This is a genomic window from Deltaproteobacteria bacterium (genome assembly GCA_026712905.1).
GTDB lineage: Bacteria > Desulfobacterota > Binatia > UBA9968 > JAJDTQ01 > JAJDTQ01.
In genome coordinates, this window is the sequence record JAPOPM010000021.1 from 33747 (window position 1) to 59024 (window position 25278).

General features: G+C 66.9%; 24 protein-coding genes, 1 tRNA gene and 1 other RNA gene. 24 read left to right on the top strand and 2 right to left on the bottom strand.

Annotated elements, in window-relative coordinates; all coding sequences use genetic code 11:
• Positions 1–12: 12 nt before the first annotated feature.
• The 14 genes from OXF11_01310 to OXF11_01375 all read left to right on the top strand — a co-directional run bounded on the left by OXF11_01310 (position 13) and on the right by OXF11_01375 (position 14989).
• Positions 13–1608, top strand: a complete 1596-nt coding sequence (locus OXF11_01310; protein MCY4485743.1) for a VWA domain-containing protein — start codon at positions 13–15, stop codon at positions 1606–1608.
• A 156-nt stretch (positions 1609–1764) separates the two neighbouring features.
• Positions 1765–2196, top strand: a complete 432-nt coding sequence (locus OXF11_01315) for a type II toxin-antitoxin system RelE/ParE family toxin (GenBank protein ID MCY4485744.1) — start codon at positions 1765–1767, stop codon at positions 2194–2196.
• Positions 2147–2476: an XRE family transcriptional regulator gene (locus OXF11_01320; GenBank protein ID MCY4485745.1), complete on the top strand. Its 330-nt coding sequence runs from the start codon at positions 2147–2149 to the stop codon at positions 2474–2476. Before OXF11_01315 ends, OXF11_01320 begins: the two co-directional genes overlap by 50 nt.
• Positions 2477–2506: 30 nt before the next feature.
• On the top strand, positions 2507–5107 hold the full coding sequence (mutS, locus tag OXF11_01325; GenBank protein ID MCY4485746.1) for a DNA mismatch repair protein MutS: 2601 nt from the start codon (positions 2507–2509) through the stop codon (positions 5105–5107).
• The gene (locus OXF11_01330; GenBank protein ID MCY4485747.1) at positions 5108–6220 is read left to right on the top strand and encodes an N-acetylmuramoyl-L-alanine amidase; all 1113 of its coding nucleotides are present in this window, start codon (positions 5108–5110) and stop codon (positions 6218–6220) included.
• Positions 6217–8961 (top strand): [protein-PII] uridylyltransferase, encoded by a 2745-nt coding sequence (glnD, locus tag OXF11_01335; GenBank protein ID MCY4485748.1) that lies wholly within the window; start codon positions 6217–6219, stop codon positions 8959–8961. Before OXF11_01330 ends, glnD begins: the two co-directional genes overlap by 4 nt.
• On the top strand, positions 8951–9868 hold the full coding sequence (gene xerD / locus OXF11_01340; protein MCY4485749.1) for a site-specific tyrosine recombinase XerD: 918 nt from the start codon (positions 8951–8953) through the stop codon (positions 9866–9868). Before glnD ends, xerD begins: the two co-directional genes overlap by 11 nt.
• Positions 9869–9933: 65 nt before the next feature.
• Positions 9934–10590 (top strand): site-2 protease family protein, encoded by a 657-nt coding sequence (locus tag OXF11_01345; GenBank protein MCY4485750.1) that lies wholly within the window; start codon positions 9934–9936, stop codon positions 10588–10590.
• A gap of 10 nt (positions 10591–10600) precedes the next feature.
• Positions 10601–11578, top strand: coding sequence for a tryptophan--tRNA ligase (gene trpS, locus OXF11_01350; protein MCY4485751.1), 978 nt, complete (start codon positions 10601–10603; stop codon positions 11576–11578).
• Positions 11579–11647: 69 nt separating this feature from the next.
• Complete coding sequence (locus tag OXF11_01355) at positions 11648–12415, top strand: segregation/condensation protein A (GenBank protein ID MCY4485752.1); 768 nt, start codon at positions 11648–11650, stop codon at positions 12413–12415.
• Complete coding sequence (gene scpB, locus OXF11_01360; GenBank protein ID MCY4485753.1) at positions 12405–13100, top strand: SMC-Scp complex subunit ScpB; 696 nt, start codon at positions 12405–12407, stop codon at positions 13098–13100. The genes OXF11_01355 and scpB overlap by 11 nt, the downstream gene beginning before the upstream one ends.
• A gap of 2 nt (positions 13101–13102) precedes the next feature.
• Positions 13103–13888: a pseudouridine synthase gene (locus OXF11_01365; protein ID MCY4485754.1), complete on the top strand. Its 786-nt coding sequence runs from the start codon at positions 13103–13105 to the stop codon at positions 13886–13888.
• A gap of 47 nt (positions 13889–13935) precedes the next feature.
• Positions 13936–14484, top strand: a complete 549-nt coding sequence (locus OXF11_01370; protein ID MCY4485755.1) for an NUDIX hydrolase — start codon at positions 13936–13938, stop codon at positions 14482–14484.
• A gap of 52 nt (positions 14485–14536) precedes the next feature.
• Entirely contained in the window at positions 14537–14989 is a 453-nt protein-coding gene (locus tag OXF11_01375) for a redoxin domain-containing protein (protein MCY4485756.1), read from the top strand.
• Positions 14990–15074: 85 nt separating this feature from the next.
• Here OXF11_01375 and OXF11_01380 read toward each other — a convergent pair whose 3' ends face one another.
• Complete coding sequence (locus OXF11_01380; protein ID MCY4485757.1) at positions 15075–16136, bottom strand: aminomethyltransferase family protein; 1062 nt, start codon at positions 16134–16136, stop codon at positions 15075–15077.
• A gap of 143 nt (positions 16137–16279) precedes the next feature.
• On the opposite strand from OXF11_01380, the gene OXF11_01385 reads away from it, so the two are divergent.
• The 5 genes from OXF11_01385 (at position 16280) to phnE (OXF11_01405) (ending at position 20702) form a co-directional block, all read left to right on the top strand.
• A complete protein-coding gene (locus OXF11_01385) occupies positions 16280–17227 on the top strand; it encodes a selenium metabolism-associated LysR family transcriptional regulator (GenBank protein MCY4485758.1) in 948 nt (315 codons plus the stop codon).
• A 65-nt stretch (positions 17228–17292) separates the two neighbouring features.
• On the top strand, positions 17293–18156 hold the full coding sequence (locus tag OXF11_01390; GenBank protein ID MCY4485759.1) for a putative selenate ABC transporter substrate-binding protein: 864 nt from the start codon (positions 17293–17295) through the stop codon (positions 18154–18156).
• Positions 18153–18965, top strand: a complete 813-nt coding sequence (locus OXF11_01395; GenBank protein ID MCY4485760.1) for an ATP-binding cassette domain-containing protein — start codon at positions 18153–18155, stop codon at positions 18963–18965. Before OXF11_01390 ends, OXF11_01395 begins: the two co-directional genes overlap by 4 nt.
• 10 nt (positions 18966–18975) lie before the next feature.
• A complete protein-coding gene (gene phnE, locus OXF11_01400) occupies positions 18976–19821 on the top strand; it encodes a phosphonate ABC transporter, permease protein PhnE (GenBank protein MCY4485761.1) in 846 nt (281 codons plus the stop codon).
• Positions 19822–19847: 26 nt separating this feature from the next.
• The gene (phnE, locus tag OXF11_01405) at positions 19848–20702 is read left to right on the top strand and encodes a phosphonate ABC transporter, permease protein PhnE (GenBank protein MCY4485762.1); all 855 of its coding nucleotides are present in this window, start codon (positions 19848–19850) and stop codon (positions 20700–20702) included.
• A gap of 22 nt (positions 20703–20724) precedes the next feature.
• Here phnE (OXF11_01405) and OXF11_01410 read toward each other — a convergent pair whose 3' ends face one another.
• The gene (locus tag OXF11_01410; GenBank protein MCY4485763.1) at positions 20725–21699 is read right to left on the bottom strand and encodes an alcohol dehydrogenase catalytic domain-containing protein; all 975 of its coding nucleotides are present in this window, start codon (positions 21697–21699) and stop codon (positions 20725–20727) included.
• Between the two features lie 229 nt (positions 21700–21928).
• Here OXF11_01410 and OXF11_01415 point away from each other — a divergent pair.
• From OXF11_01415 to recR, 5 genes are all read left to right on the top strand, one after another.
• Positions 21929–22018, top strand: a tRNA-Ser gene (locus OXF11_01415).
• Between the two features lie 157 nt (positions 22019–22175).
• An RNA gene (ffs, locus tag OXF11_01420) (signal recognition particle sRNA small type) lies at positions 22176–22273 on the top strand.
• A 117-nt stretch (positions 22274–22390) separates the two neighbouring features.
• Positions 22391–24286 (top strand): DNA polymerase III subunit gamma/tau, encoded by a 1896-nt coding sequence (dnaX, locus tag OXF11_01425; protein MCY4485764.1) that lies wholly within the window; start codon positions 22391–22393, stop codon positions 24284–24286.
• 23 nt (positions 24287–24309) lie between these two features.
• A complete protein-coding gene (locus OXF11_01430) occupies positions 24310–24636 on the top strand; it encodes a YbaB/EbfC family nucleoid-associated protein (protein ID MCY4485765.1) in 327 nt (108 codons plus the stop codon).
• On the top strand, positions 24633–25253 hold the full coding sequence (recR, locus tag OXF11_01435; GenBank protein MCY4485766.1) for a recombination mediator RecR: 621 nt from the start codon (positions 24633–24635) through the stop codon (positions 25251–25253). Before OXF11_01430 ends, recR begins: the two co-directional genes overlap by 4 nt.
• Positions 25254–25278: the final 25 nt, after the last annotated feature.

The following is a 25278-nucleotide window of genomic DNA, read 5'->3' on the forward strand; positions in this document are numbered from 1 at the left end:
GGTTGACGCACGATGATCCACCACGCCCGCTACAGCCGCTGGAACGCCTTTCAGGACAGGTCGGTCCGGTCCGACGACGTCTTCGACGAGCTCAACGAGCACCTCGACGAGACCGGCGACCTGCAACAGTCCATGCGACGCATGATGCAGCGCGGCATGGGCGAGGACGAGGAGCGGGTGCCGGGCCTCGACGACCTCCTGTCCCAGGTGGCGCGGGAAAAGCGCCGCATGTACGAGCAGTACCAGATCCGTTCCGCCCTGGACGAGATCCAGGACATGCTCCAGGACATCGTCAACCGCGAACGCGAGACCCTGAAAGAGAGCGAGGACCGGGCCGAGGCGCAGCAGAAGGACGAGTTCCTGCAACACTTGCCGCCCAAGCTGAGCGACGCCATCGAGCGGCTGGCGAGCTACAGTTTCGAGAACGCGGAGGCGCGCAAGGACTTCGAGGAGATCCTCTCCCAACTCGACAAGATCCGCCGGCTGGAAAACTATATCCGACGTGAAGGAAACCTCTTCAGGGGCCAGGAGTCGTTGAACTTCGAGGAGGCCTCCGAGTTGCAGGAGAAGATGGAGGGGTTGCAGAAGCTCGAGGGCCAGCTCTCCAGCAGCCGTCCCAAGGACGTGGACATGGACCTGCTGAACAGCCTCCTCGGCCCGCAGGCCCAGGAGGACTACGAAGGGGTCATGCGTCTTGAGTCGGCGCTGGAAGAGGGCGGCTACGTGGTCGACAAGGGCGACCACTTCGAGCTGACGCCGCGCGGCGTCCGGCGCATCGGCCAGATCGCCCTGCGCGACATCTACAAGCAGCTCGCGCGCGACGCCGCCGGACGGCACCAGATCGCGCGCCACGGCTCCCAGGAACCAGTGCCGGAGTCGAGCAAGCCGTACGTGTCCGGCGATCCTCTCAACCTGAACCTGATGGAAACCCTGAAGAGCACCCTGCGCCGGGACGCGACGCTGCCGCTCAAGCTCGACCCGGCGGATTTCCGCGTGTTCGAATCGGAGTACTCCACACGCGCGGCTACCGTGCTCCTGCTGGACATGAGCTGGTCCATGAGTTGGGACGGCCGCTTCGCCGCGGCCAAGAAGGTGGCCCTGGCCATGGAGTCGCTGTGCCGCTCCAAGTATCCCCAGGACTACTTCGGCATCGTCGGCTTCTTCACCCGCGCGGTGGAGCTCAAGGCCAAGGACCTGCCCGAAGCCACCTGGAACATGGGCGACCCCTTCACCAATCTGCAGGACGGGCTCCATCTCGCCATCGACCTGCTCAAGAAGCGCAGTTCCACGCGCAATCAGCAGATCATCGTCATCACCGACGGCCAACCCACGGCATACTGCCGCCAGGGCCGGCTCTATTGCGAGTGGCCCCTGAGCTTCGGCGGCATCAGCCAGCGCGCTGCCGAGGAAACCCTCAAGGAAGCCAAGCGGGTCACCCAGCGGGGCATCACCATCAACACCTTCATGCTCGACGACAGCCCGGTCCTCAAGGGCTTCGTGGACGAGATGACCCGCCTCAACAAGGGCCGCGCCTTCTACACCCGTCCCGATCGTCTGGGACAATACCTTCTGGTAGACTATCTGCTGGGCCAGCGGCGCAAGGTGTAGCCGGCGGGCGCTTGGTCAACGCGATTTTCGCGATGGTTCGGCGGATCGACGGCCACGCCTCCCGCGCCTGCTCCTCTCCGGCTGACACAAACTCTCATACATCACTCTAGCGGCCCATAGATTGAGCCCAATATAGGCCGTATGCTATATTGATCCATGGGCTGGGTCGTCACATTTCTTGACGATTTCGAGGCTGAGTTCGATCTGTTCCCGGCGACCGTCCAGGACGCGGTCCTGGTGAAGGCGGGTCTGCTGGAACTGGAAGGCCCACGACTCGGTCGGCCACATGCGGATACGCTGAAGGGATCGAAGCACGCGAACATGAAGGAATTGCGTCGTGAAGCGCATGGCGGGGCTTGGCGTGTTCTCTTTGCGTTTGATCCCGATCGGCAGGCGATCCTCCTGGTGCCCGGAGACAAATCCGGTGTCAAGGAGAAGTGGTTTTACCGACGGCTTATCGCCAAGGCCGATGAGCGCTTCGACCGCCATCTGGCGAAGAGGAAAGGAGAGGACGATGGGGACGACATTGAGGGAGAAGATGTCGCGGCTCGCCCCCGACCGTCGCGAACGGATCGAGGCAGAGACTGAGCGTCTGCATCAGGAGTATCTGACCCTTCAGGATCTGCGCAAGGCGAAGGCGCTGACTCAGTCGCAGCTTGCAGAGAGCCTTGGCATCCGCCAGTCCACGGTGGCGCAGATGGAGAAGCGCAGCGACCTCCTGATCTCGACGTTGCGGAGTTATATCGAGGCCATGGGTGGGCGTCTGGATCTGGTGGTGGCGTTTCCCGACCGGGTGCCGGTCCATCTCGGTGGTCTTGGGGAAGAGCGCATGGACCTGATCCCAAATGATCGAACAGAGGCTCTTTGACGCGGTAACGCCGGGTTTCCTGGGGACATGATGGAGCGGACACGGCTCACGCCCATGATGCATCAGTACCTGGAGATCAAGGAGCGTCACCAGGACGCCATCCTGTTCTTCCGGCTCGGGGACTTCTACGAGATGTTCTTCGAGGATGCGGAGAAGGCGTCCAAGGTGCTGGACATCGCGCTCACCAGCCGCAACCGCAGCGACGGCGCGCCGGTGCCGCTGTGCGGCGTGCCGCACCATGCCGCCACCCCCTACATCGGAAAGCTTCTGTCCGCGGGATTCAAGGTGGCGGTGTGTGAGCAGACCGAGGACCCCAAGCTCGCCAAGGGGGTGGTGCGCCGGGAGGTGATCAAGGTCATCAGCCCCGGCACCCTCACGGAAGGCGAGGGGCTCGACGCAGGGGTCAACAACTACCTCGTCGCGGTGACGGCGTCCCGGGACGAGTACGGCCTCGCGTTTACGGACATCACCACGGGCGAGTTCCGCTTCACGCAGATGGAAGGTTATGCCGCCCTTGCCAACGAGCTCGGGCGCATTCAGCCGCGCGAGCTGCTGGTCCCCGAGACCGGCTCCGATGCGCACCGGCGCGTGCGCGAGGACTATGCCGCGGTGCATTGCACGGCGGGTCCGGACGAGTGGTTCGGCGCCGCCGCGGTGCGCCGGCTCGAGGGTGCCGGCCTGCACGGCGGTCCGTCCGATGAATGGCCCCTGGGTGTACGCGCCGCCGCCGCGCTACGGGCCTACCTGGAGGACCGCTCGCCCGGCGCGGTGCCGGTGCTCACCGTGCTGGAGGCTTACCGCGCCGCGCATTTCCTCATGCTCGACGAGCATGCCCAGGCCAACCTCGAGCTGTTGCAGAGCTTCGACGGCAGCCGCCGGGGCTCGCTGCTGGGTGTGCTGGAGCCCGCGTGTACGGCCATGGGCGCGCGCGAGCTGCGCAAGTGGATCCTGTATCCCTTGCTCGACGAGCGCGGCATCCGGCGCCGCCAGGACGCGGTGGAGGAGCTGGTGGAGGATCCCGATCGGCGCCGCCGCCTGCGTGACGCGCTGCGAGGGGTGCAGGACCTCGAGCGGCTGGCCGGCCGCGTGGCCGCGCGCACGGCCGGGCCACGGGATCTCGCGGCCGTCAAGGACATCCTGCGCGCGCTGGAGCGCGTGCGAGATCCCCTCCAGGGGTGCGCGAGCGCGTTGTCGGCGGACCTTCGCGATGAACTTCGTTCCGTGCCGGAGGTGGTGGATCTGGTGCAGCGGGCGCTGGTGGACGAGCCGCCCGCCGCGGCGCGAAGCGGGGGTTACGTGCGTCCCGGATTCGACTCCGAGCTGGATTCCCTCACCGCCATCCGCGGCAACGCCAAGGGGTGGATCTCCGACCTGCAGCACCAGGAGCGCCAGCGCACCGGCATCCAGTCCCTCAAGGTGCGTTACAACAAGGTCTTCGGCTACTACATCGAGGTCACCAAGGCCAACCTGGCGCACGTACCGGACGACTACATCCGCAAGCAGACCCTGACCAACGGCGAGCGCTTCATCACGCCGGAGCTCAAGGACTACGAGGCCCGGGTACTGGGGTCCGACGAAGAGATTCTCAAGATCGAGGCGCGGATCTTCCAGGAACTTCTCGAACGCATCGCCACGCACTACACGGCCCTCAAGCAGACCAGTCTGGCGCTGGCGCGACTGGATACGCTGGGCGTGCTGGCGGAGACGGCCGTGAGCCGGCATTTCGTGCGCCCGCGGGTGGACTCGAGCCTGAGGCTGTCGGTGCGCGCGGCGCGCCATCCCGTGGTGGAGGCGGTGCTGGGGCGCGGCGGCTTCGTCCCCAACGACTGCGAGATGGACGCCGAGGCTACCCAGATCAAGCTCCTCACCGGCCCCAACATGGCGGGCAAGTCCACCTACATGCGGCAGGTGGCGCTGGTGGTGATCCTGGCGCAGATGGGCAGCTTCGTGCCCGCGGACCAGGCTCACGTGGGCCTCGTGGACCGTCTCTTCACCCGGTTCGGCGCCACCGACGCGCTGGCATCGGGGGAGTCCACGTTCATGGTGGAGATGAAGGAGACCGCGCGCATCCTGCGTCTGGCCACGCCCCGCAGCCTGATCCTGCTGGACGAGGTGGGGCGCGGTACGAGCACCTTCGACGGCATCTCCATCGCCTGGTCGCTGGCCGAGTTCCTGCACGAATCGCCGCACCGGCCGCGCACGCTCTTCGCCACCCACTATCACGAGCTGACCGGTCTGGCGCGCACCCGGGAGCGCGTGAAGAACTTCAACTTCGCGGTGAAGGAATGGGAGGGAGAGGTGATCTTCCTGCGTACCCTGAAGGAGGGTCCGGCAAGCCGCAGCTACGGCATCCAGGTGGCCGGTCTGGCCGGGCTGCCGGGTTCCCTCATCGCGCGCGCCAAGGAGATCCTCAAGAATCTCGAGGGCGAGGAGTTGAACGCCTGGGGGCAGCCGCGACTGGCGGGAGCCGAGCACGCCACGGAGGGAGCCCAGCTCTCGTTGTACGAACCGCGCGATCGCGACGGACGGCTGCGGGAGAAGCTTCGGGAGATCGACGTGAACGGACTCACGCCGCTGGAGGCGCTGAACCTGCTGGAAGGGCTCGTGACGGAGGCCAGAAGGGAAGGCTGATTGGCGCGTTTGCTGTCCTTGCTGGTGGTGCTTTGCATCGTCGTCCCGGCGGCCGCGGCCGACGCGGCGGCGCATCTGACGCGTGTGCGCCATCTTTCCGGGCTCAATTACACGCGGGTCATCCTCGACGTGACCCGCCCGGTCAAGTACTCGGTGCACACCCTGGCGCCAGCGCCCGCCAAGGGGCTTCCGCCGCGCATCTATCTGGACATCTCCGGCGCTCGCCTGACCATGCGGCGCCCCCGGATCAATATCAACGACCGCTTGGTGCGCCGGGTCCGAGTCAATCAGTTCAAGCCCGGCGTCGTGCGCGTGGTCCTCGACCTCAAGCACCCCGGCACGCACGACGCCGTGCTCATGGCCAACCCGCATCGCATCGTCGTCGACGTGGAGCGCCGTAGGGGCGCGGCCGCACGCCGGCATCTCGCGGTGCGGAAGATCGTGCTGGATCCGGGCCATGGGGGCAAGGATCCGGGTGCCGTGGGGTCCGGCGGCCTCCGGGAGAAGGACGTGGTGTTGCGGGTCGGCCGGAACCTGGCGCCCCGGCTGCGGCAAGAGATGGGCGTGGATGTCGTGCTGACCCGCACCCGGGACGTGTTCGTGCCGCTCAAGGAACGCACGGCCATCGCCAACCGGGAGAAGGCGGACCTGTTCCTCTCGATCCACTCCAATGCCAGCCGCAACCGGCGCGCCGGCGGGCTTGAGACCTACTACCTGGACAAGACCACGGACGAAGCTACACTGAAGCTGGCGGCGCGGGAGAACCGCACCGCGCGCCGCAACCTCACGGACCTGCAGATCATGCTGAGCGACCTCAAGCTGAACGTATACCTGCCCGATTCCATCAGCCTGGCGAGCCATCTGCAATCCTCGCTGGTGAAGAACACCCGGCCCCGTTATTCGCGAGCGAAGGACCTGGGGGTGAAGAAGGGCCTCTTCTACGTGCTCGTGGGAGCGCGCATGCCGGCGGCGCTGGCGGAACTGTTCTTCGTGAGCAACCGCCGCGAGGCGCGGGAACTGCAGCGCCCCGCGATGCGGAAGGCCCTAGTGGATGGCTTGTCACGTGGCATCAAGAACTACGCCGACGGACTGCGCAAGAGGGAGAACCCATGACGTTGCCATCGCTACCGGTAGACGAGGACGGTGCCCCCCGCTCCGCGCGGGTGGAGGAGGACAGGGTGTTTCCCTGGCACCGGCTCCTGGACGAACACCTGGCCGGCCCGGAGCCGGCGAAGGGCGTGCGCGCCTACATCGCCCAGGGACAGCAGCTCTTGCTCGCGGCGCACCGCGCCGGCGCCTCGGGAACGGAGGTGGTGCGGGCACGCGGGACGATGATGGACGGCCTCTTGGGGCGGTTGTTCGAGAATGCCGAACGGGACTACGCCATACGGCTCCCGGCGCTCCGCGGCCGTTGCGCCGTGGTAGCGCAAGGGGGTTATGGCAGGAGCGAACTGAACCCCTGTTCGGACATCGATGTCCTGTTCCTGTACGGCTGGCGTGCCGCCGCTTACGTGAAGTTCGTCACCGAGCGCATCCTCTATCCCTTGTGGGACGCGGGCCTTACCGTGGGCCACGCGACGCGTACGGTGACGGAATGCGCGCGCCGCGCCCGTGGCGACGACGTCATCCAGACGGCGCTGTTGGACGCGCGTTACGTCTGCGGCGACGGGCGTCTCGCGCGCGAGCTGGAGCGCGTGGTGTCGCGACAGCTCGCGGGCGGCGCGGGTGACAGTTTCGTGCGGCAGAAAATGGCCGAACACCATCGGCGCCACCAGCAGTACGGCGAGTCCGTGTTCCTGCTGGAACCGGACGTCAAGGAGGGCCAGGGCGGCCTGCGGGACATCCACGGCGCCCTGTGGGTGGCCCGTGCCAAGTGCGGCGCCGCGCGCGTCGAGGACCTGGCCACGACCGGTCTGTTGGACGACCGCGACGCGGCGACGCTGGAGAGCGCGCGGGACTTCCTCTGGCGCACGCGCAATGAGCTGCATTTCCTGGCGGGGCGGCATCAGGACCGGTTGACCTTCGAGTCCCAGGAACAGGCGGCCCGCGGGCTGGGCTTCGCCGAAGAGGAGCGCTTGAGCGAGGTGGAGACCTTCATGCGCAGCTACTACCGGCACGCCGAGGAGGTAAGCCGGCTGTCGTCGCTCGTCATCCATCGGGCCGTGGACCACGACCCCGCGCAACGCCGCCACGCGCGTCCCGGACGCGAGCTGCGTCACGGCGTGCGCATCACCGGGGGCACGCTGGCCTTGGCGCCCGGCAACGGCCGGAGCGGGCCGGAGGAACTGATGGAGCTGTTCGCCGATCTCCAGCAACACCGGCTCAACCTCGGGCAGGACTCGCGCGCGCTGATCCGCGCGCGGATCGAGGCCGTGGGCGCGGCGCTGGCGTCGTCGCGCGAGGCCAACCGGCGCTTCCTCGACATCCTGCGATCCAATGACTGGATCTACGAGACGCTGCTGGAGATGCACCGCACCGGCGCGCTCGATGCCCTGATTCCGGAATTCGGGCGCGTGCGCTGCATGGCGCTGCACGACCTCTATCACATCTACACCGTCGACCAGCACCTCATGCGCGCGGTCAAGGAGTTCGAACGGCTGCGCTCGGGGGAGTTCGAGGAATCGCTGCCGCGCCTGTCGCAGCTTGCCCGGGAGGTGGAGCGGCCGGAAGTGCTGATCCTGGGAATCCTGTTCCACGACATCGGCAAGGGCCAGGGAGGCAACCACTCGGAGCGGGGCCGGGCCATGGCGCTGGACGCCGCCGCACGCATGGGCCTCAACGAGGACGAGCAGGAGCTGCTGTCGTTCCTGGTGCTGCACCACCTGCTGCTGACCGGCACGGCCTTCCGCCGCGACATCGAGGACGAGAAGACCGTCGCCGATCTGGCCGACGCCATGGGCGGAGTGGAAAACCTCAAGGCGCTCTACGTGCTCACGTATTCGGACATGAAGGCGGTGGGGCCGGAGGTGTGGAACAACTGGAAAGGGTCGCTGCTGGAGCAGCTCTTCAATCGTACCTTGCACGTCCTGGAAGAACGCGAGAAGGGCGAGGCGCCGGCGCCCGACCGCGACCTCAAGGTGCGGCGCGTCCAGGACCGGCTCCTGGCGCAACTCGCGGCGGATTGTCCGGAAAAAGAGGTGCGGCGGGAGTTCATCGACGCCATGCCCCGGCGCTACTTCCTCACCACGCCCGAGGAGGCCATGCCGTCCCACTACCGGCTTCTGCGGCGCCTCGGCGACGAACCCTTCCTGGCCGAGGTGCGCCATCATCCCGAGCACGGCCACAGCGAGGTGGCCATCTGCGCGCGCGACCAGGCCGGACTGTTCGCATCCATCGCAGGCGTCTTCGCCGCCATGGAGCTGAACGTGCTGAGCGCGCGCATCAACACGCGCCGTGACGGGCTGATCCTCGACGTATTCCGCATCTCGCACCAGGGACAGGCTCAAGTGGTGATGGATCCGGAGAAGTGGTCGCGCATGGAGTCGATCCTGCAACGGGTGCTGCGGGGCGAAGTGAACGTCGCCGAACTGGTGGCGCGCTCGCGCCGTTCCCTGTCGCTGAGGCCGGTGGTCAAGGCGTCCACGCACGTGCGCTGGGACAACGACGCCTCCGACGACTTCACCATCGTCGAGGTCTATACGGAGGACCGGGCGGGCGTCCTCTTCAGCATCACCTACCGGCTCTCGGAGCTGGACTTCGCCATCCACTTGGCCAAGATCTCCACCGACGTCGACCGCGTGGCCGATGTCTTCTACGTGGCGGACGCGCACGGCCGCAAGGTGCTGGACGAAGGACGGCTGCGGGACCTGCGGGAGGCGCTGCACCGGGAGCTGGAGCCGCGCCATGACGGATGAGTTGACCCGCCACGTGGACCAGTACCTGGAGATGGCCGCGGTGGAACGGGGGCTCTCCGCCAACACCCTGGAGGCCTACAGCCGCGACCTGAACCGCCTGGCGGACTTTCTCGCCAAGCGCGGCGTGCGCGACTGGGACGGCGCCACGCGGGGGGAACTGCGCGCCTACATCGCCGAGGTGCGCGGCTCCGGCCTGAGCGACCTGTCCGTGACGCGGCTGCTGGGCAGCATGCGGCGCTTCTTCCGTTTCCTCTTGAAAGAAGAGGTGATCACCGCCGATCCCGTGCCCGACTTCTCGTCCCGCGGCGGCACCGGGCGCCTGCCCGGCACCCTGGGGGCGGAGGACATGCGCGCCCTCCTGGAACAGCCCGACGAGGCGAAGCCCCTCGGCGCGCGGGACCGCGCCATGCTCGAGCTGCTCTACGGCAGCGGGCTGCGGGTTTCGGAGCTGGTCTCCCTGACCCTGCAGCAGGTCAACCTCGACGGGAGTTACCTGACGGTCAAGGGAAAGGGCGCCAAGGTGCGGCTGGTCCCCTTCGGCCGCTATGCGCGTGAGTGCCTCCAGCGCTACCTGCGCGACGTGCGCCCGCATTTTCTGCGCGGGCGCTACAGCGACTACGTGTTCCTCTCGCGTTCGGGCAAGCCGCTCACGCGCCAGGGGTTCTGGAAGCTGCTGCGGGGCTATGCCTTGCGCGCGGGACTCCAGCACCGGGTGACCCCTCACACCCTGCGCCACTCCTTCGCCACGCACCTCCTGGAGGGCGGCGCCGACCTGCGCGCGGTGCAGTCCATGCTGGGCCATTCGGACATCACCACCACCCAGATCTACACCCACGTGAGCCGTAGCCGCGTCAAGCAGGTGCACCGGCGCTTCCACCCGCGCGAGACCCCGGACGGGGGGGATTAGTGCCGCGTCCCGAGACACTGGCAGGGCGCGTTGTTTTTTCGCGGCCCGTCCCTTAAAAAAGTTCGATGGCCCAAGACTTCCTGTGGCAGCTCTCCGTGTGGGCATTCCCCGTGCTCGTCGCCATCGTCTTCCACGAGGTAGCCCACGGCTGGGTGGCCTACCGCCTGGGGGACCCCACGGCTGCCATCATGGGACGGTTGACGCTCAACCCCATCGCCCACATCGACATCGTCGGCACGGTGCTGCTGCCCGCGCTGCTCATCTGGGCGGGCGGGCCGGTGTTCGGCTACGCCAAACCGGTGCCCGTCAACTTCGACAACCTTCGGGATCCGCGCCGGGACATGGTCCGCGTGGCCCTGGCCGGGCCGGGGGCCAACATCATCCTGGCGGTGCTGAGCCTCATACTGGTGAAGCTCATCATCATGAGCGGCAGTGGCGCCACCGGCACGGTGTCGTCGTACCTCTGGTACATGGGGCTCACCAGCGTCCGCATCAACGTGATGCTGGCGGTGTTCAACGTCATGCCCGTGCCGCCCCTGGACGGGGGCCGGGTGCTGGTGGGCCTGTTGCCGGAACCCCAATCCTCCCAGGTGGCCCGCATCGAGCCCTTCGGGTTCATCATCGTGGTCGCGCTGCTGATGACCGGGGCGCTGACCTACACGCTGGTGCCGATCATGGACCTCGTGATCTGGTTTCTGGCCGTGATCGTCGGAGTCGTGTAAGCTGGAGTCCATGCAAACCATCGTAAGCGGGGCGCGCCCCACCGGACTGCTCCATCTGGGTCATCTCCACGGAGCCCTGCGCAACTGGGTCGGGTTGCAGGAAGACTATCGCTGTTTCTTCTTCGTCGCGGACTGGCACGCGCTGACGACCGACTACCAGTCCCCGAACGGAATCCGGGAAGGCACCGAGGCCATGGTCACGGAGTGGTTGAGCGTGGGCCTCGATCCCGCCAAGTGCACGATCTTCCGGCAGTCGGACATCAAGGAGCACGCCGAGTTGCACGTGCTCCTGTCCATGTTGACGCCGGTGTCGTGGCTCGAGCGCAACCCCACCTACAAGGAACAGATGCGCGAGTTGAGCGAGCGCGACCTGTCCACCTACGGTTTCCTCGGCTATCCGGTGCTCCAGGCCGCGGACATCATCATCTACAAGGCGCACCGGGTGCCCGTGGGCGTGGATCAGGCGCCTCACGTGGAACTGACGCGGGAGATCGTGCGGCGCTTCAACGGCTTCTACGGTGCGGTCTTTCCCGAGCCCGAGGTGCTGCTCACGGAAACCCAGCGGCTGCCGGGACTCGACGGCCGCAAGATGAGCAAGAGCTACGACAACTCGGTGCTGCTGTCGGACCCGCCGGAGACCATCGACCGCAAGCTCAGCCGCATGGTGACCGACACGGCGCGTGCCCGGCGCACCGATCCGGGTGAGCCGGAGAAGTGTCCGGCCTTCAACCTGCACAAGATCTACTGCACCCCGGAAGAGATCCAGGAGGTGTCGGAGGGATGCCGCAGCGCCGGCATCGGCTGCCTGGACTGCAAGAAGGTGATGATCCGTCACGTCGTCGACGACCTCGCCCCGTTCCGGGAGAAGAAGGCGGAGTACGAGAAACATCCGGACGACATCCGCGACGTGATCGCGGAAGGGAATCGAGTGGCCGGCGCTCAGGCCGCCGCCACCATGAGCGAGGTGCGTTCGGCATTGACGCTCTGATGACCGCGCCCCCGGCCGGGGGTGCGGCACGGACTCATCGCGGGGTGCGCGCGAGGCTAGGGCCCCACCATGGCGGTACACGTCCAACTGAAGATCTACGAAGGCCCGCTGGACCTGCTGCTCCACCTCATCCGGAAGAATGAGCTCAGCATCGTCGACATCCCCATCGCGTCCATCACCGAGCAGTACCTCGCCGCGCTGGAGCTGATGCAGGGTCTCAACCTCGACCTGTCCGGCGAGTACCTGGTGATGGCGGCCACGCTCCTCCACATCAAGTCCAAGACCTTGCTCCCGCCGGAGGAGGAGGAAGACGACGACGATGACGAGGGCCTCGACAGCCGCGACGCGCTGGTCCGGCGCCTGCTGGAGTACGAGCGCTTCAAGAACGCGGCACGGGAACTGGAAGATCGCGACATTCTGAACCGCGACGTGTTCGCGCGCCAGGGGCGGTCCGCTCCGGTCACGGAGGTCAGCTTCGAGCAGCTTTCCGTGTTCGACCTGGTATCCGCGCTGCAAAAGGTGCTGGAGCGGTTCCCGGGACCGTCGGTGCACACCGTGGTGCGGGAAACGGCGTCCGTGCGCCAGCGCATGACGCATATCCTCGATTCACTGCACCGCCGGTCATCGGTGCAATTCCACGAGTTGTTCGACGCGGCGCGCTCGCGCATGGACGTGGTGGTCACTTTTCTGGCGCTGCTGGAGCTCATCCGCATCCGTGCCGTGCACGCGGTGCAGAAGGAGCGCCTCGGTCCCATCGTGATGGAGCCCATGCTGTCTCTCTCCGAGGCCAGCGCGGTCCTGGAGGTGGATGTGAGGGGAGATGAGTATGGAGAGTGATCGACTCAGGGGGGTTCTCGAGAGCCTCCTCTTCGCCGCGGACGGGCCGGTGTCCGCGGAGCGGCTGCGGGACGCCGTGGGCGAGGTGCCGCGCAAGGAGATCATCGATGCGCTCGAAGCCCTGCGGCACGAATACGAGCACACGGGCCGCGGCCTGCGCGTGGCGGAGGTGGCCAACGGCTACCAGTTGCGCACCGCCAGAGAGCACGCCGAATTCGTGCGCCGGCTCACCGCGGTCAAGCCCGCGCGCATGAGCCGGGCCAACCTGGAGACCCTGGCGATCATCGCTTACAGGCAGCCCGTGACGCGCGCGGAGATCGAGGAAATCCGCGGCGTCAACGTCGACGGCGTCGTGTCCACGCTGCTGGAGCGCCGCATGATCCGCATCGTGGCGCGCAAGGACGTCGCCGGCAAGCCGTTTCTCTACGGCACCACCCGCGAGTTCCTGGAGGCGTTCAACCTGAAGGACCTGGCGGGCCTTCCGACCCTGGAGGAGATGGAGGACATGACCCAGGCGCTGCGTGGGGCCGAGGCCGCGGAGCTGTTCCCGGAGGAAGGTGTTACGGAAGACGACTTGAGCGACGCAAGGCCCGTGAACATCGCGGAGACCGCGGGCGAAAGCCCCGGCGATGCCGGCGCCGAGAGCGCCGGGTTCCCGGACCCGGAAGAACCGACGCGGGGGTGAGCGTGGAACGGCTTCAGCGGATCATTGCCCACGCGGGCCTCGCCTCCCGCCGCCAGGCGGAACAGTGGATTCTCGAAGGCCGCGTGACGGTCAACGGGGAACGGGTCCAGGAACTGGGCACCAAGGCGGACGCCGCCCGGGACAGCATCCGGGTCAACGGACGGATGCTGCGGCCCGCGCCGGCGCGGGCCTGTCTTGCCTTCCACAAGCCCGCCGGCGTCATCACCACCATGCGCGACACCGAGGGGCGGCCCGCGGTGGCCGATTACCTGCGCTTCGCGGGTTACAGTCCGGGTGTCGTTCCCGCGGGCCGTCTGGACTATGCCACGTCGGGTCTGTTGCTGCTCACCAACGACGGCGACCTGGCCCATCGCCTCACCCATCCTCGTTACGGCGTACCCAAGACCTACGAGGTGAAGCTGAGCAGCATGCCGTCGGAAGTGCAACTGGAAAGGCTCCGCCACGGGGTACGGCTGGACGACGGCGTGACCGCGCCGGCGGCGGTGAGGGTGGCGCGGCGCCTCAAGCAGAAGGTGTGGCTCCGGGTGGAGTTGCGTGAGGGACGCAACCGGGAGATCCGCCGGATGGTGGAAGCGGTGGGCCAGACCGTGGAGCGGCTCGTGCGCGTCCGCTTCGGTCCCATTGCCCTCGGTACTCTGGAGAGCGGCGCGATCAGGCCGCTCACCGGCGAGGAGGAGACGCGCTTGAGGCGTGCCGTGGGGCTGGCGACGCCGGAAACGGCCGCGCCCCGGAAGGGTAAGCGCTACACTCGCGACGAACGGAGTTGATCGAGCCGTTCAGGACGAAAGGGAAAAGGCTGCGTAGTCGAGGAACCATGGCGACCCACGACCACCACCACGGGCATCACCACCACGGCGGCGCCCGCTACCGCTTCTGCCCGCGTTGCGCCGGGAGCTTGTCGCCGCGCACCCTCAAGGAGAACGAGCCCGAGCGGCTCGTGTGCGACAAGTGCTCCTTCATCTTCTACCAGGACCCCAAGGTCGTGGCCGGTGCGGTCTGTGTGCTCGACGGCGGCGTCGTGCTGCTGCGCCGCGGCATCGAGCCCGCCATGGGCAAGTGGGTCTTCCCGGGGGGCTACGTCGACCGCGGTGAAAGCACCGCCGACGCGGCCGTGCGCGAGACTCGGGAGGAGAGCCGCCTGGAGGTGGTGCCCCGGTCGCTCCTGGGGGTCTATTCCTACCCCGGGAATCCCAACGTCATCATCGTCTACGTGGCGGACGTCGTCGGCGGCACCCTCGCCGCGGGTGACGAGAGCACCGAGGCCGGCGTGTTCCCGCCCGGGCGCATACCCTGGGACGAACTCGGCTTCCACAGCACCGTCGAAGCTCTCAAGGATTTCGGCCGTCTTTATTGGGCGGAATAAATGTGTTAAGCCGCGACTCAACACATGATCGGAAAGGAGACCGTGGATGGCAATGCCAAGTGTAGGGGAGAAGGCCCCCGCCTTCAGCCTGCCGGTGTCCCGGGACGAGAAGGTGTCCCTGGACGACTACGCGGGCAAGAAGAACGTCGTGTTGGCGTTCTATCCGCTGGATTTTACCGGCGGCTGACAGAGGGAATTGAGCAACTTCGAGGCTGACAAGAGCAGCTTCGAGGCCAAAGACGCTCAGGTACTGAGCGTAAGCGTGGATTCGGTTTTCGCCCACCAGGCGTTCGCGGAGAAGATGGGCGGCATCAGCTTCCCGATGCTCTCCGATTTCTGGCCCCACGGGGAGGTGTGCGAGCAGTACGACTGCCTGCGCCCCCAGGGCTTTCCCAAGCGGGCGGTTTTCATCATCGACAAAGAGGGAACCGTGCGTTACGCCCAGCTCTACGAGGGCGGCATTCCCGAGAACAAGGACCTGTTGGCGGAACTCGACAAGCTGTAGACGGCGGCTTCCGCGACAGAACCTTGCAAGACAAAAGGGCGGCGCAAGCGCGTCGCCCTTTTCTTGTCTCATCGTGGGGGGCGGCTCAGAGGGGCAGGGCGTGCACCGTGGCGTGGAGGACCTGTCGCCCATGTCCGATGGCGACCGAGGTGCCTGGCTCCAGGTAGTCCCGGTGCAGGTAGCCGAGGGCGAGGGGGCAGCCCAACCGGGGCGAGGGGACGGCGCTGGTGACCCGGCCGATAGTGCGGTCGCCGTCGAGGACCGCGTCGCCGGCGTCCGGCGCTTCGGCGCCCTCCACCTTGAAGCCCGTGAGCCTGCGGTTCACGTGGCCGCGGGAGTGGATGCGTTCCACGGTTTCCTGTCCGAGATAACAGCCCTTGGTGAAGCTCACGGCGTCGTCCAGACCGGTCTCGAGCAAAAGGGTGTCCGCGTCCATGTCGACGCCGTAACGGGGAATGCCGGCCTCGACGCGCAGCGTCTCCCGGGCGTGAACGCCCACCCACGGAATCGCTCGGGACGCGGGCAGCTCGGCCAGGCCCTGGAGTTGGGTCTTCGGCACGATGAGGTCGAACCCGGGCTCGCCCGTATGCGAAGCGTGGACGACCCGAAGGCGCCCGCCGGCGTAGGCGATTTCCGCGTGCGAGAGCCTTGCCGCCGGTGGTGCGTCGAGGCCCAGCACCTCACCCAAGCCGCCACCGGCCTCGGGTCCCTGGATGGATACGACAGAGAACTCCCCGGACAGGTCCACGATCTCCACTTCGTCCGCGATCAGGTAACGGTTCAGGTGCTCCACCACGCCCGACGCCAAGGGTTCGTCCAGCAGCACGAGGAACGCCTCCTCCGTGCGCAGCACGTGCACGTCCGCCAGGACCTTGCCCTGAATGTTCAACACGGCCGCGGGCACGCCGGAGCCGGCGTTCAGGGCCTGGACGTCGTTGGACAGCATCCCCTGGAGCCACTCCGCGCTGTCGGGTCCGTTTATCTCGAGGACGGCGCGATCCGCCAGGTCCAGCCAGCCCGCGCGGGCGCGCACGGCGTCGTACTCCGCGGCCGGGCTGCCGAAGTGGTGCGGCAGGGTCCACCCGTTGCGTTCAACGAAGGCGGCGCCGTTGTCCTGGTGAAAGTCGTGGAGGGGTGTCTGCTTCATCCTTGCGACAAACCGTGTTCCCGTGCATCCTTTCCCGTTGACCGTATGGCCAACGGGACCTCTACAGTAGCCGGGTTGGCACCCCTTGGCAACGGGCTTTGCCGGTGCGGGGCGCCGCCCAGTTCCGAGAACGAGAGGAGAGCATGAGCAAGGTTTCCAGAGACCTGGACCTGCGCAAGCTGGAGATCTTCTACTGGGTGGCGGAGCTGCACAGCTTCTCGCTCGCGGCGGAACACTTCTCCTTGCGCCAGCCCACCGTCACCGCCCATGTCAAGTCCCTGGAGCAGCAGTTGGGCTCGCGGCTCTTCAGGCGCTTCGGCGGCAAGTTCGAGCTGACGGATGCCGGACGGCTCCTTTTCGAGAAGGCCGGCGCCGTGCTGCAGTTGAAGAACCAGACGCTGGCGGCGCTGGACCGCATCCAGGGCAAGGTGGAGGGCGAGCTTCGGGTGGGCGGCAGCAACGTGCCCGGCGAGTACATCCTGCCAAGCCTGCTGGGGAGCTTCGTGGCGCGCTTTCCCGACGTGCGTCCGATGCTTCGCATCGGCGACTCGGCCATGATCGTGTCGGCGGTCCTCGACGGCACCCTGGAGCTGGGATTCACCGGTTTCCGCACCCATGACGCCCGGCTGAGCTACCACAAGCGCTGGCAGGACGAGATGGTGGTGGCGGTGCCCGCGAACCACCCCTGGGCGGGCTTGAAGCAGGTGCCGGTCCAGGACTTGGGCAAGCACCCGTTCATCGCCCGCGAGGCCGGTTCCGGGACGTTGCGTTCGTTCCTGCAGTCCATGGTCAAGCGCGGCCAGGACCCGGCGAAGCTCCTCAAGGTCGGGATGGAGCTCGGCAGCACGGCGGCGGTCAAGGAGGCCCTCATGGAGGGGCTCGGTTTCTCCATCCTTTCGCGCGCGGCCATCCGGCGGGAGGTCCAATACGGGCTCATCAAGGAGGTGCGTATCCAGGGACTCGACCTGACCCGCCCGTTCTACCAGGTGACGCACCGGGACCGCCCGCTGGCGCCCGTGCCGCGTGCGTTCACCCAGTTCCTGAGCCGCGCCCCGCGCGCCCATCTATGGCAGGATATGCATGATAGCTAATGTCTATTTGACATATAGCTTGCGATGATATCTACTCGGTCGAACATTTTCACCTGGAGGTATCCATGACGCGACAACTCGCCCGGCGGCTGTTCCTGCTCTTGTTCACTCTGTTCTTCCTCGTCGGCGTCGCGGCGGCCGACACGCTGCGTCTCTCCGCGATCCCGGACGAGGACCCGCAGGAGCTGTTGCGCAAGTACAAGCCCTTCACCGACTACATCGAAAAGGAAGTGGGCCTGGAGGTCAAGTTCGTACCGGTGGTGGACTACGCGGCCACCGTGGAAGGGCTGGCCGCGAACCGTCTCGACATCGTCTGGTACGGCGGCTTCACCTCGGTCCAGGCGGTGGAGCGCGCCCAGGGGGCCACGCGGCTGGCCATGCGCGAAGAGGACGCGAGCTTCAAGAGCGTCTTCGTCACGCGCACGGATTCCGGGATCAAGACCTTGGCCGACCTCAAGGGCAAGACCTTCGCCTTCGGCAGCGTCAGCTCCACCTCAGGACACCTGATGCCGCGTCATTTCCTCAAGGCCGCCGGCGTGGACCCCGAGCGGGACTTCAAGAAATTCGGCTTCAGCGGCGCGCACGACGCCACGGCCGCGTGGGTGGCGGCGAACCGGGTGGACGCCGGTGCCCTCAATTTCCTGGTGTGGAAGAAGCTCGTTGACAACAAGAAGATCGACACCGGCAAGGTCCACGCTTTTTGGACCACGCCGCCGTACGTCGACTACGTATGGGTTGCCCGGGGAGGCGTTTCCGAGGAAGTCCGCGAGAAGTTCAAGCAGGCGCTCCTGAAGCTCGACTACACCAAGCCCGCGGACAAGGAGATCATGGACTTGCAGCGCACCCGCAAGTTCATTCCCGCCAAGGACTCGGATTGGGACGGCATCAAGAAGGCGGCCATCGCCGCCGGCATGCTGAAGGTGAATTGACGGCGCCGCGACAATACCACCTGGAGCGCGTGCGCAAGGAATTCGCACGCGGCCAGGTGGCGCTGGAAGGGTTCGACCTGACGGTGGCCCAGGGCGAGCGGGTGGCCCTCATCGGACCTAGCGGCGCGGGGAAGACCACGCTCTTCCGCATGCTCAATTGCACCATCCGGCCCACCTCGGGCCGGCTGCGCATCGACGGCGAGGAGGTGCGGGAGCTGTACGGCCGGCGCCTCAGGGAGATGCGCCGCCGCATCGGCACCATCTACCAGCAGCACAACCTGGTGCCGCGCCTGCGCGTGGTCCACAACGTGCTCTCCGGGCGGCTTGGGGGCTGGTCGTTGCTGGGCTCCCTGGCCTCCCTGGTGCGTCCCGCCCACCTGGACGCCGCCCACCGGGCGCTCGCCGACGTGGGCATCCCCGAGAAGCTCTTCAGCCGCACGGACGAGCTGTCCGGCGGCCAGCAGCAGCGCGTGGCCATCGCCCGCGTGCTGATGCAGGACCCCGAGGTCATCCTGGCGGACGAGCCCGTGTCGTCGGTGGATCCGTCCCTGGCCGAAACGATTATCAAGCTGCTCATGACCATCAGCGACCAGACCCGCAAGACCCTGATGGTGAACCTGCACAGCACCGACCTGGCGCTGTCCTACTTCCCCAGGGTCGTGGGCATGAAGCAGGGCGTGAAGCTCTTCGACACCGCCGCGGGCCAAGTGACCCCGGAGCTTCTGCGGGAGCTTTACTCCGGCCCGGCTTCGGTCAACGGTACGGGCTCGGCGGTCCATGAAGCGGAGCATCCGCAGGTCGCGATCTGACCCTATATCCATGAGCTTCCCTTCCCGGACTCTGGGGTCCCGATCGGTTTTTCCCTACGTCTTCGGCGGGCTCTTCCTTATCCTCCTGGCCGATAGCTGGCGCCGCGCCGAGGTCGCCCCGGGGATCTTCTTCGAGCCCGAGGGCCGGGAGCACCTGTGGCAGTTCGTCACCGGCATGTATCCGCCGGAACTGTCCTGGGAGTTCCTGCAGTTCATGGTCCGGCCGACCATCGAGACCATCCAGATCTCGGTCATGGGTACGCTGATCGCGGTGGTCATCGGTTTCCCTCTGGGGCTGCTGGCCACCAGCACCTTCAGCTTTCAGGGCATTCTCCACGAGACCGAGTTCCGCAACGCCGGGCTGCGGCACGGCCTCAAGGTCTGCTTCTACGGCCTGGCGCGGGCGTTGCTCAGCCTGTTCCGCTGCATCCCCGAGTTCGTCTGGGCCTTCATGTTCGTGCGCGCCGTGGGCCTGGGGCCGTTCCCCGGCGTGCTCGCCATCGGCGTGGCCTACGGCGGCATGCTCGGCAAGGTGTACTCCGAGATCTTCGAGTCCGTGAACGAGCGCCCGCTGGAAGCCATCCAGTCCACCGGCGCCGGGCGGCTGCAGATCTTCTTCTACGGCTGGTTCCCGCAGGTGCTGCCCAACATCACCTCGTACACCCTGTACCGCTGGGAGTGCGCCGTGCGCACCTCGGCCATCCTGGGATTGGTGGGGGCAGGCGGCATCGGCCAGCAGATTCAGATCTCCATCCGGATGTTCAACTTCCATGAGGTCACCACCCTGCTGCTCATCCTCTTCGCGCTGGTGGCGGGGGCGGACTACGTGAGCGCGAAGGTGAGGTCGCTGCTGTGACGCCGGCGAATCAAGGCGCGGCTGCGATGGACGAGGTGCGGGCGCTCCGGGCCGGGGCGCGCTCGCGCTCGCGCGTCTTCACCTATGTGATCCTGAGCCTGCTGGCGGCGCTCTTCGTCTGGAGCTACCAGGGGTCGGAGATCGACCTCGGCATGCTCTTCAGCGCGGACGGCGGCGGCGCCATCGCGGATTACGTCGAGCGCCTTTTCCCGCCGGACCTCTCGCCCAAGGTGGTGGCCGACGCCGTGGCCGGCGCCTGGGAGACCCTGGCCATCTCTCTGGTCGGCACCGTGCTGTCGGTGGTCATCGCGCTGTCGCTGGCCTTTTTCGGCGCGCGCAATCTCGTGTACGCGGGCCTGCTTTACGAGATGGAAACCCGACGCAGCCTTGGCGCGTTGCGGCGCGTTCCGTACCTCGCGGCCAAGGCGATCCTGAACTTCCTGCGCACCATCCCGGAGATGCTGTGGGCGCTGATCTTCGTCTTTCTCGTGGGGCTGGGCCCGTTCCCGGGCGTGCTGGCTCTCGGCGTGCACACCGGCGGCGTGCTCGGCAAGCTCTTCGCCGAGGTGCTGGAGGACGTGGACCTGCAACCCGTCGAGTCGCTCCAGTCCACCGGCGCCGGCAAGATCCAGATCCTGTTCTACGGCATCCTGCCCCAGGTGCTGCCCCAGTTCATTTCCTACACGCTGTACCGCTGGGAGGTGAACATCCGCGTGGCCGCGGTGCTGGGCTTCGTCGGCGCCGGCGGCCTCGGCCAGCGCATCCACATCGCCATGAGCCTGTTCCTGGAACAGCAACTGCTGACGCTGCTCATCGCCCTGTACGTCCTGGTGACGGGAGTGGATTACCTGAGCGCGTATCTGCGGCGGCGGGTGGTGTGACACGCGGCAATGGCATGTTGCGTCAAGGCCGCACCACGACCTTCAGTGCCTCCCGCGCCATCATCGACCGCAATGCCTTCTCCAGGCCCTGAAGCGGCACCTCGGCGGACAGAAGGGGCCGCGGGTCCAGCGTCTTCCGGCTCAACATCTCCAGCGCCCGCGCCACCGTGGCCGGCCGGTGATGATAGGCGCCCATGACGGTAAGCTCGTTGTAGTGGACCGAAGCCGTGTCCAAAGGAATCGTCGTCCCCGGCGCGCACCCGCCGAACAGGTTGACCACCCCTCCCGGGCGCACGCAGGCCACCGCGTCCTGCCAGACCGCGGGTATGCCGGTGGCGTCAATGGTACAGTCGAAGCCGTCCCCGTCCCGTGAACGGGACCGCAGACGTTCACTCTGGGCGGTGCGGCGGTCCACTTCCACCGTGTCCCGCGCTCCAAGAGCCCGCGCCACGTCGAGTCGGTGCGGATTGGGATCGGTAGCCACCACGCCGTGGCCGCGGACCGCCAGCACCGCGGTAAGCAGCAGGCCGATGGGCCCCGCACCATGGACCAGAACGTCGGCACCGTCGTCCAGCCTGCTGGCGTCGACCCCGTGGATGACACAGGCCACCGGCTCCACCAGCGCGGCGACCTCGTAGGGAAGCTCCGGGTCAAGACGATACGTGCTGACTTCGACGAACCGCCGGGGAATACGGATGTACTCCGCGAACGCGCCATTCAGATACTCGAGGTGGCGGCAAAGATTCTCCCGCCCCGCCTCACAATACGCACAGCGTCCGCACGGCGCCGAGTTGGCCACCACCACCCGGTCTCCGGGCTTGTAGCCGGACACGCCGGGACCCAACGCCGCCACCGACCCCGCGAACTCATGCCCGAACGGCGTCGGCACCCGCAACATCCGCGGATGCCCCCCGCGCCGAAACACCTTCACGTCCGTCCCGCAGGTGGTAGCCGCCCGAATGCGCACCAACAACTCTCCCTCGCGGGGCACGGGCACGGATTCTTCGCGAACTTCGATACGCTCGGGACCGAGCAGATATACGACCCTGTGTGTCATGGCAGTGGAAGACGCCAGAAAGGTGTCCCCACCGCCTAGCACCGATGAGCGGTGGAGGCAAATTGATGTGGGAGGGCAGGGGAAGGCGTGCCGCTCAGCGACGGCACCGTCAATCCGCGGCCTGAGTTCCCAACCGCCAGAGGGCATGCTACGCTAGTGATCCAACCGCGGAGAGGTGGCCGAGTCCGGTTGAAGGCGCCTGACTCGAAATCAGGTTTACCTACGGGTAACGGGGGTTCGAATCCCTCCCTCTCCGCCACCTGATTTCCAGCCAAGCAAGAACGGATCACGAAGACACGTGCTCTCCCCTCTTTTGATGGACAGGGCTCAAACTGCTGGTCGTGGCCCGTAGAATTTGCTAAACACAGGTCCCCGCTCAGTGAACATGGAGCGCGTGGAGGATGTTGATTGCTGGCAGTCGGGTCCCGTGCAAGTGGGTCCCGCAAACCCCGTCAGGTCCGGAAGGAAGCAGCGGTAGCGGACCGCCCCTGTGCCACGGGGAAGCCTGGCTGTCGGCAATGAGCATTCCGCCGCGCGAGCGGGTTCCGTCGCGGAGGCGCGGCGGGTCGGTCACTTTCTGAGGGGTGCCTCGAAAGCCTGCCGCGGGCACCCGGAGCGGTGCTGAAGAGTCATGTCCTACCTTGTCCTGGCGCGCAAGTGGCGTCCGCAGAGTCTTGCGGACATGGTCGGGCAACAGCACATCGCACGCGTCCTCACCAACGCCATCCAGAGCGAGCGTATCGCCCATTGCTATCTGTTCACCGGAGTGCGCGGCGTGGGCAAGACCAGCGCCGCGCGCATCCTGGCCAAGGCATTGAACTGCGTGGACGGGCCTACGCCGACGCCATGCAACGAGTGCCCGCGCTGCCGGGAGATCGGCGACGCGCGCTCCCTCGACGTTTATGAGATCGACGGCGCCTCGAACCGGGGCATCGACGAGGTGCGGCAGATCATCGAGAACGTGCGCTACCAGCCGGCGGCGGCACGCTTCAAGGTGTACATCATCGATGAGGTGCACCAAGTCACCAAGGACGCTTTCAACGCGCTCCTCAAGACCCTGGAGGAGCCGCCGCCCTTCGCCAAGTTCATCCTTGCCACCACCGAGGTCCACCGCCTTCCGGAGACCATCCTGTCGCGCTGCCAGCGCTTCGACTTTCGCCGCATCGGGGTTCAGGACATCCACGAGCGGCTGCGGCAAATCGCGGAGGTCGAGGGGCTGAACATCACCGACGGCGCGTTGACGCTCCTGAGCCGCGCGGCCCAGGGCAGCATGCGCGACGCCCAGTCGCTCCTTGAGCAGGTGCTGTCGTTCGCCGACCCGGAAGCGGACGGGGCCGTGGACGAGCCTCTCTTGCGGGACATTCTGGGGGTGGCCGAGCGGCGTGTGCTGTACGAGATCTCCGCGGCGATCATCGCCGGCAACGCCGCGGCGTGTCTCGACCTGGTGGCGGAGGTGGCCACCCATGGAGTGGACCTGGCCGCGTTGTCGCGAGAGCTGGTGGAACATTTCCGCAACCTCCTGGTGCTACGCTTGATGGATGCGCGGGCGGGGACGCCGGAGGCCGGCCCGTTGGCGGGGTCGCGGCGGCTCATGGACCTCACGGCCGAGGAAATGGCTTTGCTGCGCGAGCAGGCTCGGGACGTCGATCCCGAGACCCTCATCAACTTCTATCGCTTCGTGGTGCAGGGTGACGACACCGTGTCCCGGTCGCCCTATCCGCGGTTCGATCTCGAAGTCTCCCTGGTACGGGTGGCGACGCTGCCGCGCACCGTGAACATCGCCGACGCCATCGACGAGCTGCGGCGGCTGGAGCGGAAGCTCGACGCCGAGGAGCCTGCCCAGTCCGACGGTTCGGTTGAACGAGGGAAGGGACCGGCTGGAGGCGCTACGCCACCGGGCAGAGCAGCGTCCCGTGAGGAGGCTCCGCGTCAGGCCGCGGCTCCGTCCCAGGATGCGCCGCCGCCCGAAGCCGCCACACCGGTTCAGGATGCGGCGCCGGCGCGTGCCGAGGCACCGCCCATCCATCAAGACGAACTGCCGATCCACACCGACGAGCCGCCCATCCACGCGGAGGCACCGCCATCGCACGTCGAGGCGCCATCCGACCCGGGGACACCGCCGGACCGTAGCGCCGGAGAAACGGCCACGCCCGCGCCGCCGCCGGCGGGCGAGGCCCAGCCCGCTGAACCGACCCCTGCCGGCTGGAAGGGGTTCGTGGAATTCGTCAACGCCGAGGAGCCCATGCTGGGCGCCTCCCTGCATCGAGCCAGAATGCTGGAACTTTCGGGCGACAGCGTGAGGCTGGGACTCGAAGGGGGCTTTCATCTGCGGTATCTTGGAGACAGGGAGGCGATAACGTTGCTCGAAGGGTTCCTGGCACGCTTTTTCGAGCGCCCGATGTCCGTCGTGGTGGTGGCGGATTCGGGCGGGCAGGGCGGCACCGAGACAGTCCCGGACGGTGACGATGGCAGCACGGTGGACATCGTCGGCGAGGCATTGCGGATTTTTGGTGGTTCGGTCAAGTAGGGTACCGTGAAGGGAGTGGTCTCATGAGTCAGGGTTTGGGCGGCATGGGCGGGCTGATGAAGCAGGCCCAGGAAATGCAGGCGAAGCTCGCGAAGATCCAGGAGGAGCTTGCCAAGAAGACCGTGGAGGCCTCCAGCGGCGGCGGCATGGTGCGGGTCACGGTCAACGGCCAGTTCATGCTAGTTTCCATCAAGGTGGACCCCGCCGTCATCGATCCCGAGGAAGTGGAGATGCTGGAGGACTTGGTGCGGGCAGCGGTCAACGAGGGCCTCCGGCGAGCCCGCGAGATGGCCTCGGAGGAAATGAGTAAGCTCACCGGGGGCTTCAAGATTCCCGGAATCACTCCATGACCGGTTACCCGGCACCGCTGGCCCGGGTCATCGAGCAGTTGTCCAAGCTGCCCGGCATCGGCGAGAAGACCGCCGGGAGGCTCGCCTTTCACCTGCTGAAGGAGCGTAAGGAAGCGGTGCTGGCCCTGTCCGGCAGCATGGAGAAGCTCAAGCAGGAGATGGGCCTCTGTCCCCAGTGCTTCGGGCTGAGCGAGATCCCGCCGGGAGGGGAAGAAGTGGTCCCGTGCAGGGTGTGCCGCGACCCGGCCCGCGACACCTCCATCATCTGCGTCGTCGAGGAGCCTTCGGACCTGATGGCGGTGGAACGCTCCGCCGAGTACAAGGGCCTCTACCACGTGCTTCACGGCGCCATCTTCCCGCTGAACGGCGTCGGTCCGGACGCCCTCAAGATCAAGGAGCTCATGACGCGGCTCCGCGCCAACCCTCCCGCCGAAGTCATCGCCGCCACCAACGCCACCCGGGCGGGAGACGCCACCGCCCTCTACCTCGCCAAGATGATCAAGCCCCTGGGCATCCGCATCACCCGCATCGCCCGCGGCCTCCCCATCGGAGGCGAGATCGAATACACCGACGCCGGCACCCTGGGCGAAGCCCTCGACGGTCGGCGCGATCTGTAGCGGCTGGGGTGTGCTGAGCCGCGTC

What these genes read in the sequence shown, in the direction of transcription:
- OXF11_01310 (MCY4485743.1), top strand. Translation starts at nt 13, where the DNA reads ATGATCCACCACGCCCGCTACAGCCGCTGGAACGCCTTTCAGGACAGG.
- OXF11_01315 (MCY4485744.1), top strand. Translation starts at nt 1,765, where the DNA reads ATGGGCTGGGTCGTCACATTTCTTGACGATTTCGAGGCTGAGTTCGAT.
- OXF11_01320 (MCY4485745.1), top strand. Translation starts at nt 2,147, where the DNA reads ATGTCGCGGCTCGCCCCCGACCGTCGCGAACGGATCGAGGCAGAGACT.
- mutS (MCY4485746.1), top strand. Translation starts at nt 2,507, where the DNA reads ATGGAGCGGACACGGCTCACGCCCATGATGCATCAGTACCTGGAGATC.
- glnD (MCY4485748.1), top strand. Translation starts at nt 6,217, where the DNA reads ATGACGTTGCCATCGCTACCGGTAGACGAGGACGGTGCCCCCCGCTCC.
- xerD (MCY4485749.1), top strand. Translation starts at nt 8,951, where the DNA reads ATGACGGATGAGTTGACCCGCCACGTGGACCAGTACCTGGAGATGGCC.
- OXF11_01345 (MCY4485750.1), top strand. Translation starts at nt 9,934, where the DNA reads ATGGCCCAAGACTTCCTGTGGCAGCTCTCCGTGTGGGCATTCCCCGTG.
- trpS (MCY4485751.1), top strand. Translation starts at nt 10,601, where the DNA reads ATGCAAACCATCGTAAGCGGGGCGCGCCCCACCGGACTGCTCCATCTG.
- OXF11_01355 (MCY4485752.1), top strand. Translation starts at nt 11,648, where the DNA reads ATGGCGGTACACGTCCAACTGAAGATCTACGAAGGCCCGCTGGACCTG.
- scpB (MCY4485753.1), top strand. Translation starts at nt 12,405, where the DNA reads ATGGAGAGTGATCGACTCAGGGGGGTTCTCGAGAGCCTCCTCTTCGCC.
- OXF11_01370 (MCY4485755.1), top strand. Translation starts at nt 13,936, where the DNA reads ATGGCGACCCACGACCACCACCACGGGCATCACCACCACGGCGGCGCC.
- OXF11_01380 (MCY4485757.1), bottom strand. Translation starts at nt 16,136, where the DNA reads ATGAAGCAGACACCCCTCCACGACTTTCACCAGGACAACGGCGCCGCC.
- OXF11_01385 (MCY4485758.1), top strand. Translation starts at nt 16,280, where the DNA reads ATGAGCAAGGTTTCCAGAGACCTGGACCTGCGCAAGCTGGAGATCTTC.
- OXF11_01390 (MCY4485759.1), top strand. Translation starts at nt 17,293, where the DNA reads ATGACGCGACAACTCGCCCGGCGGCTGTTCCTGCTCTTGTTCACTCTG.
- phnE (MCY4485761.1), top strand. Translation starts at nt 18,976, where the DNA reads ATGAGCTTCCCTTCCCGGACTCTGGGGTCCCGATCGGTTTTTCCCTAC.
- phnE (MCY4485762.1), top strand. Translation starts at nt 19,848, where the DNA reads ATGGACGAGGTGCGGGCGCTCCGGGCCGGGGCGCGCTCGCGCTCGCGC.
- dnaX (MCY4485764.1), top strand. Translation starts at nt 22,391, where the DNA reads ATGTCCTACCTTGTCCTGGCGCGCAAGTGGCGTCCGCAGAGTCTTGCG.
- OXF11_01430 (MCY4485765.1), top strand. Translation starts at nt 24,310, where the DNA reads ATGAGTCAGGGTTTGGGCGGCATGGGCGGGCTGATGAAGCAGGCCCAG.
- recR (MCY4485766.1), top strand. Translation starts at nt 24,633, where the DNA reads ATGACCGGTTACCCGGCACCGCTGGCCCGGGTCATCGAGCAGTTGTCC.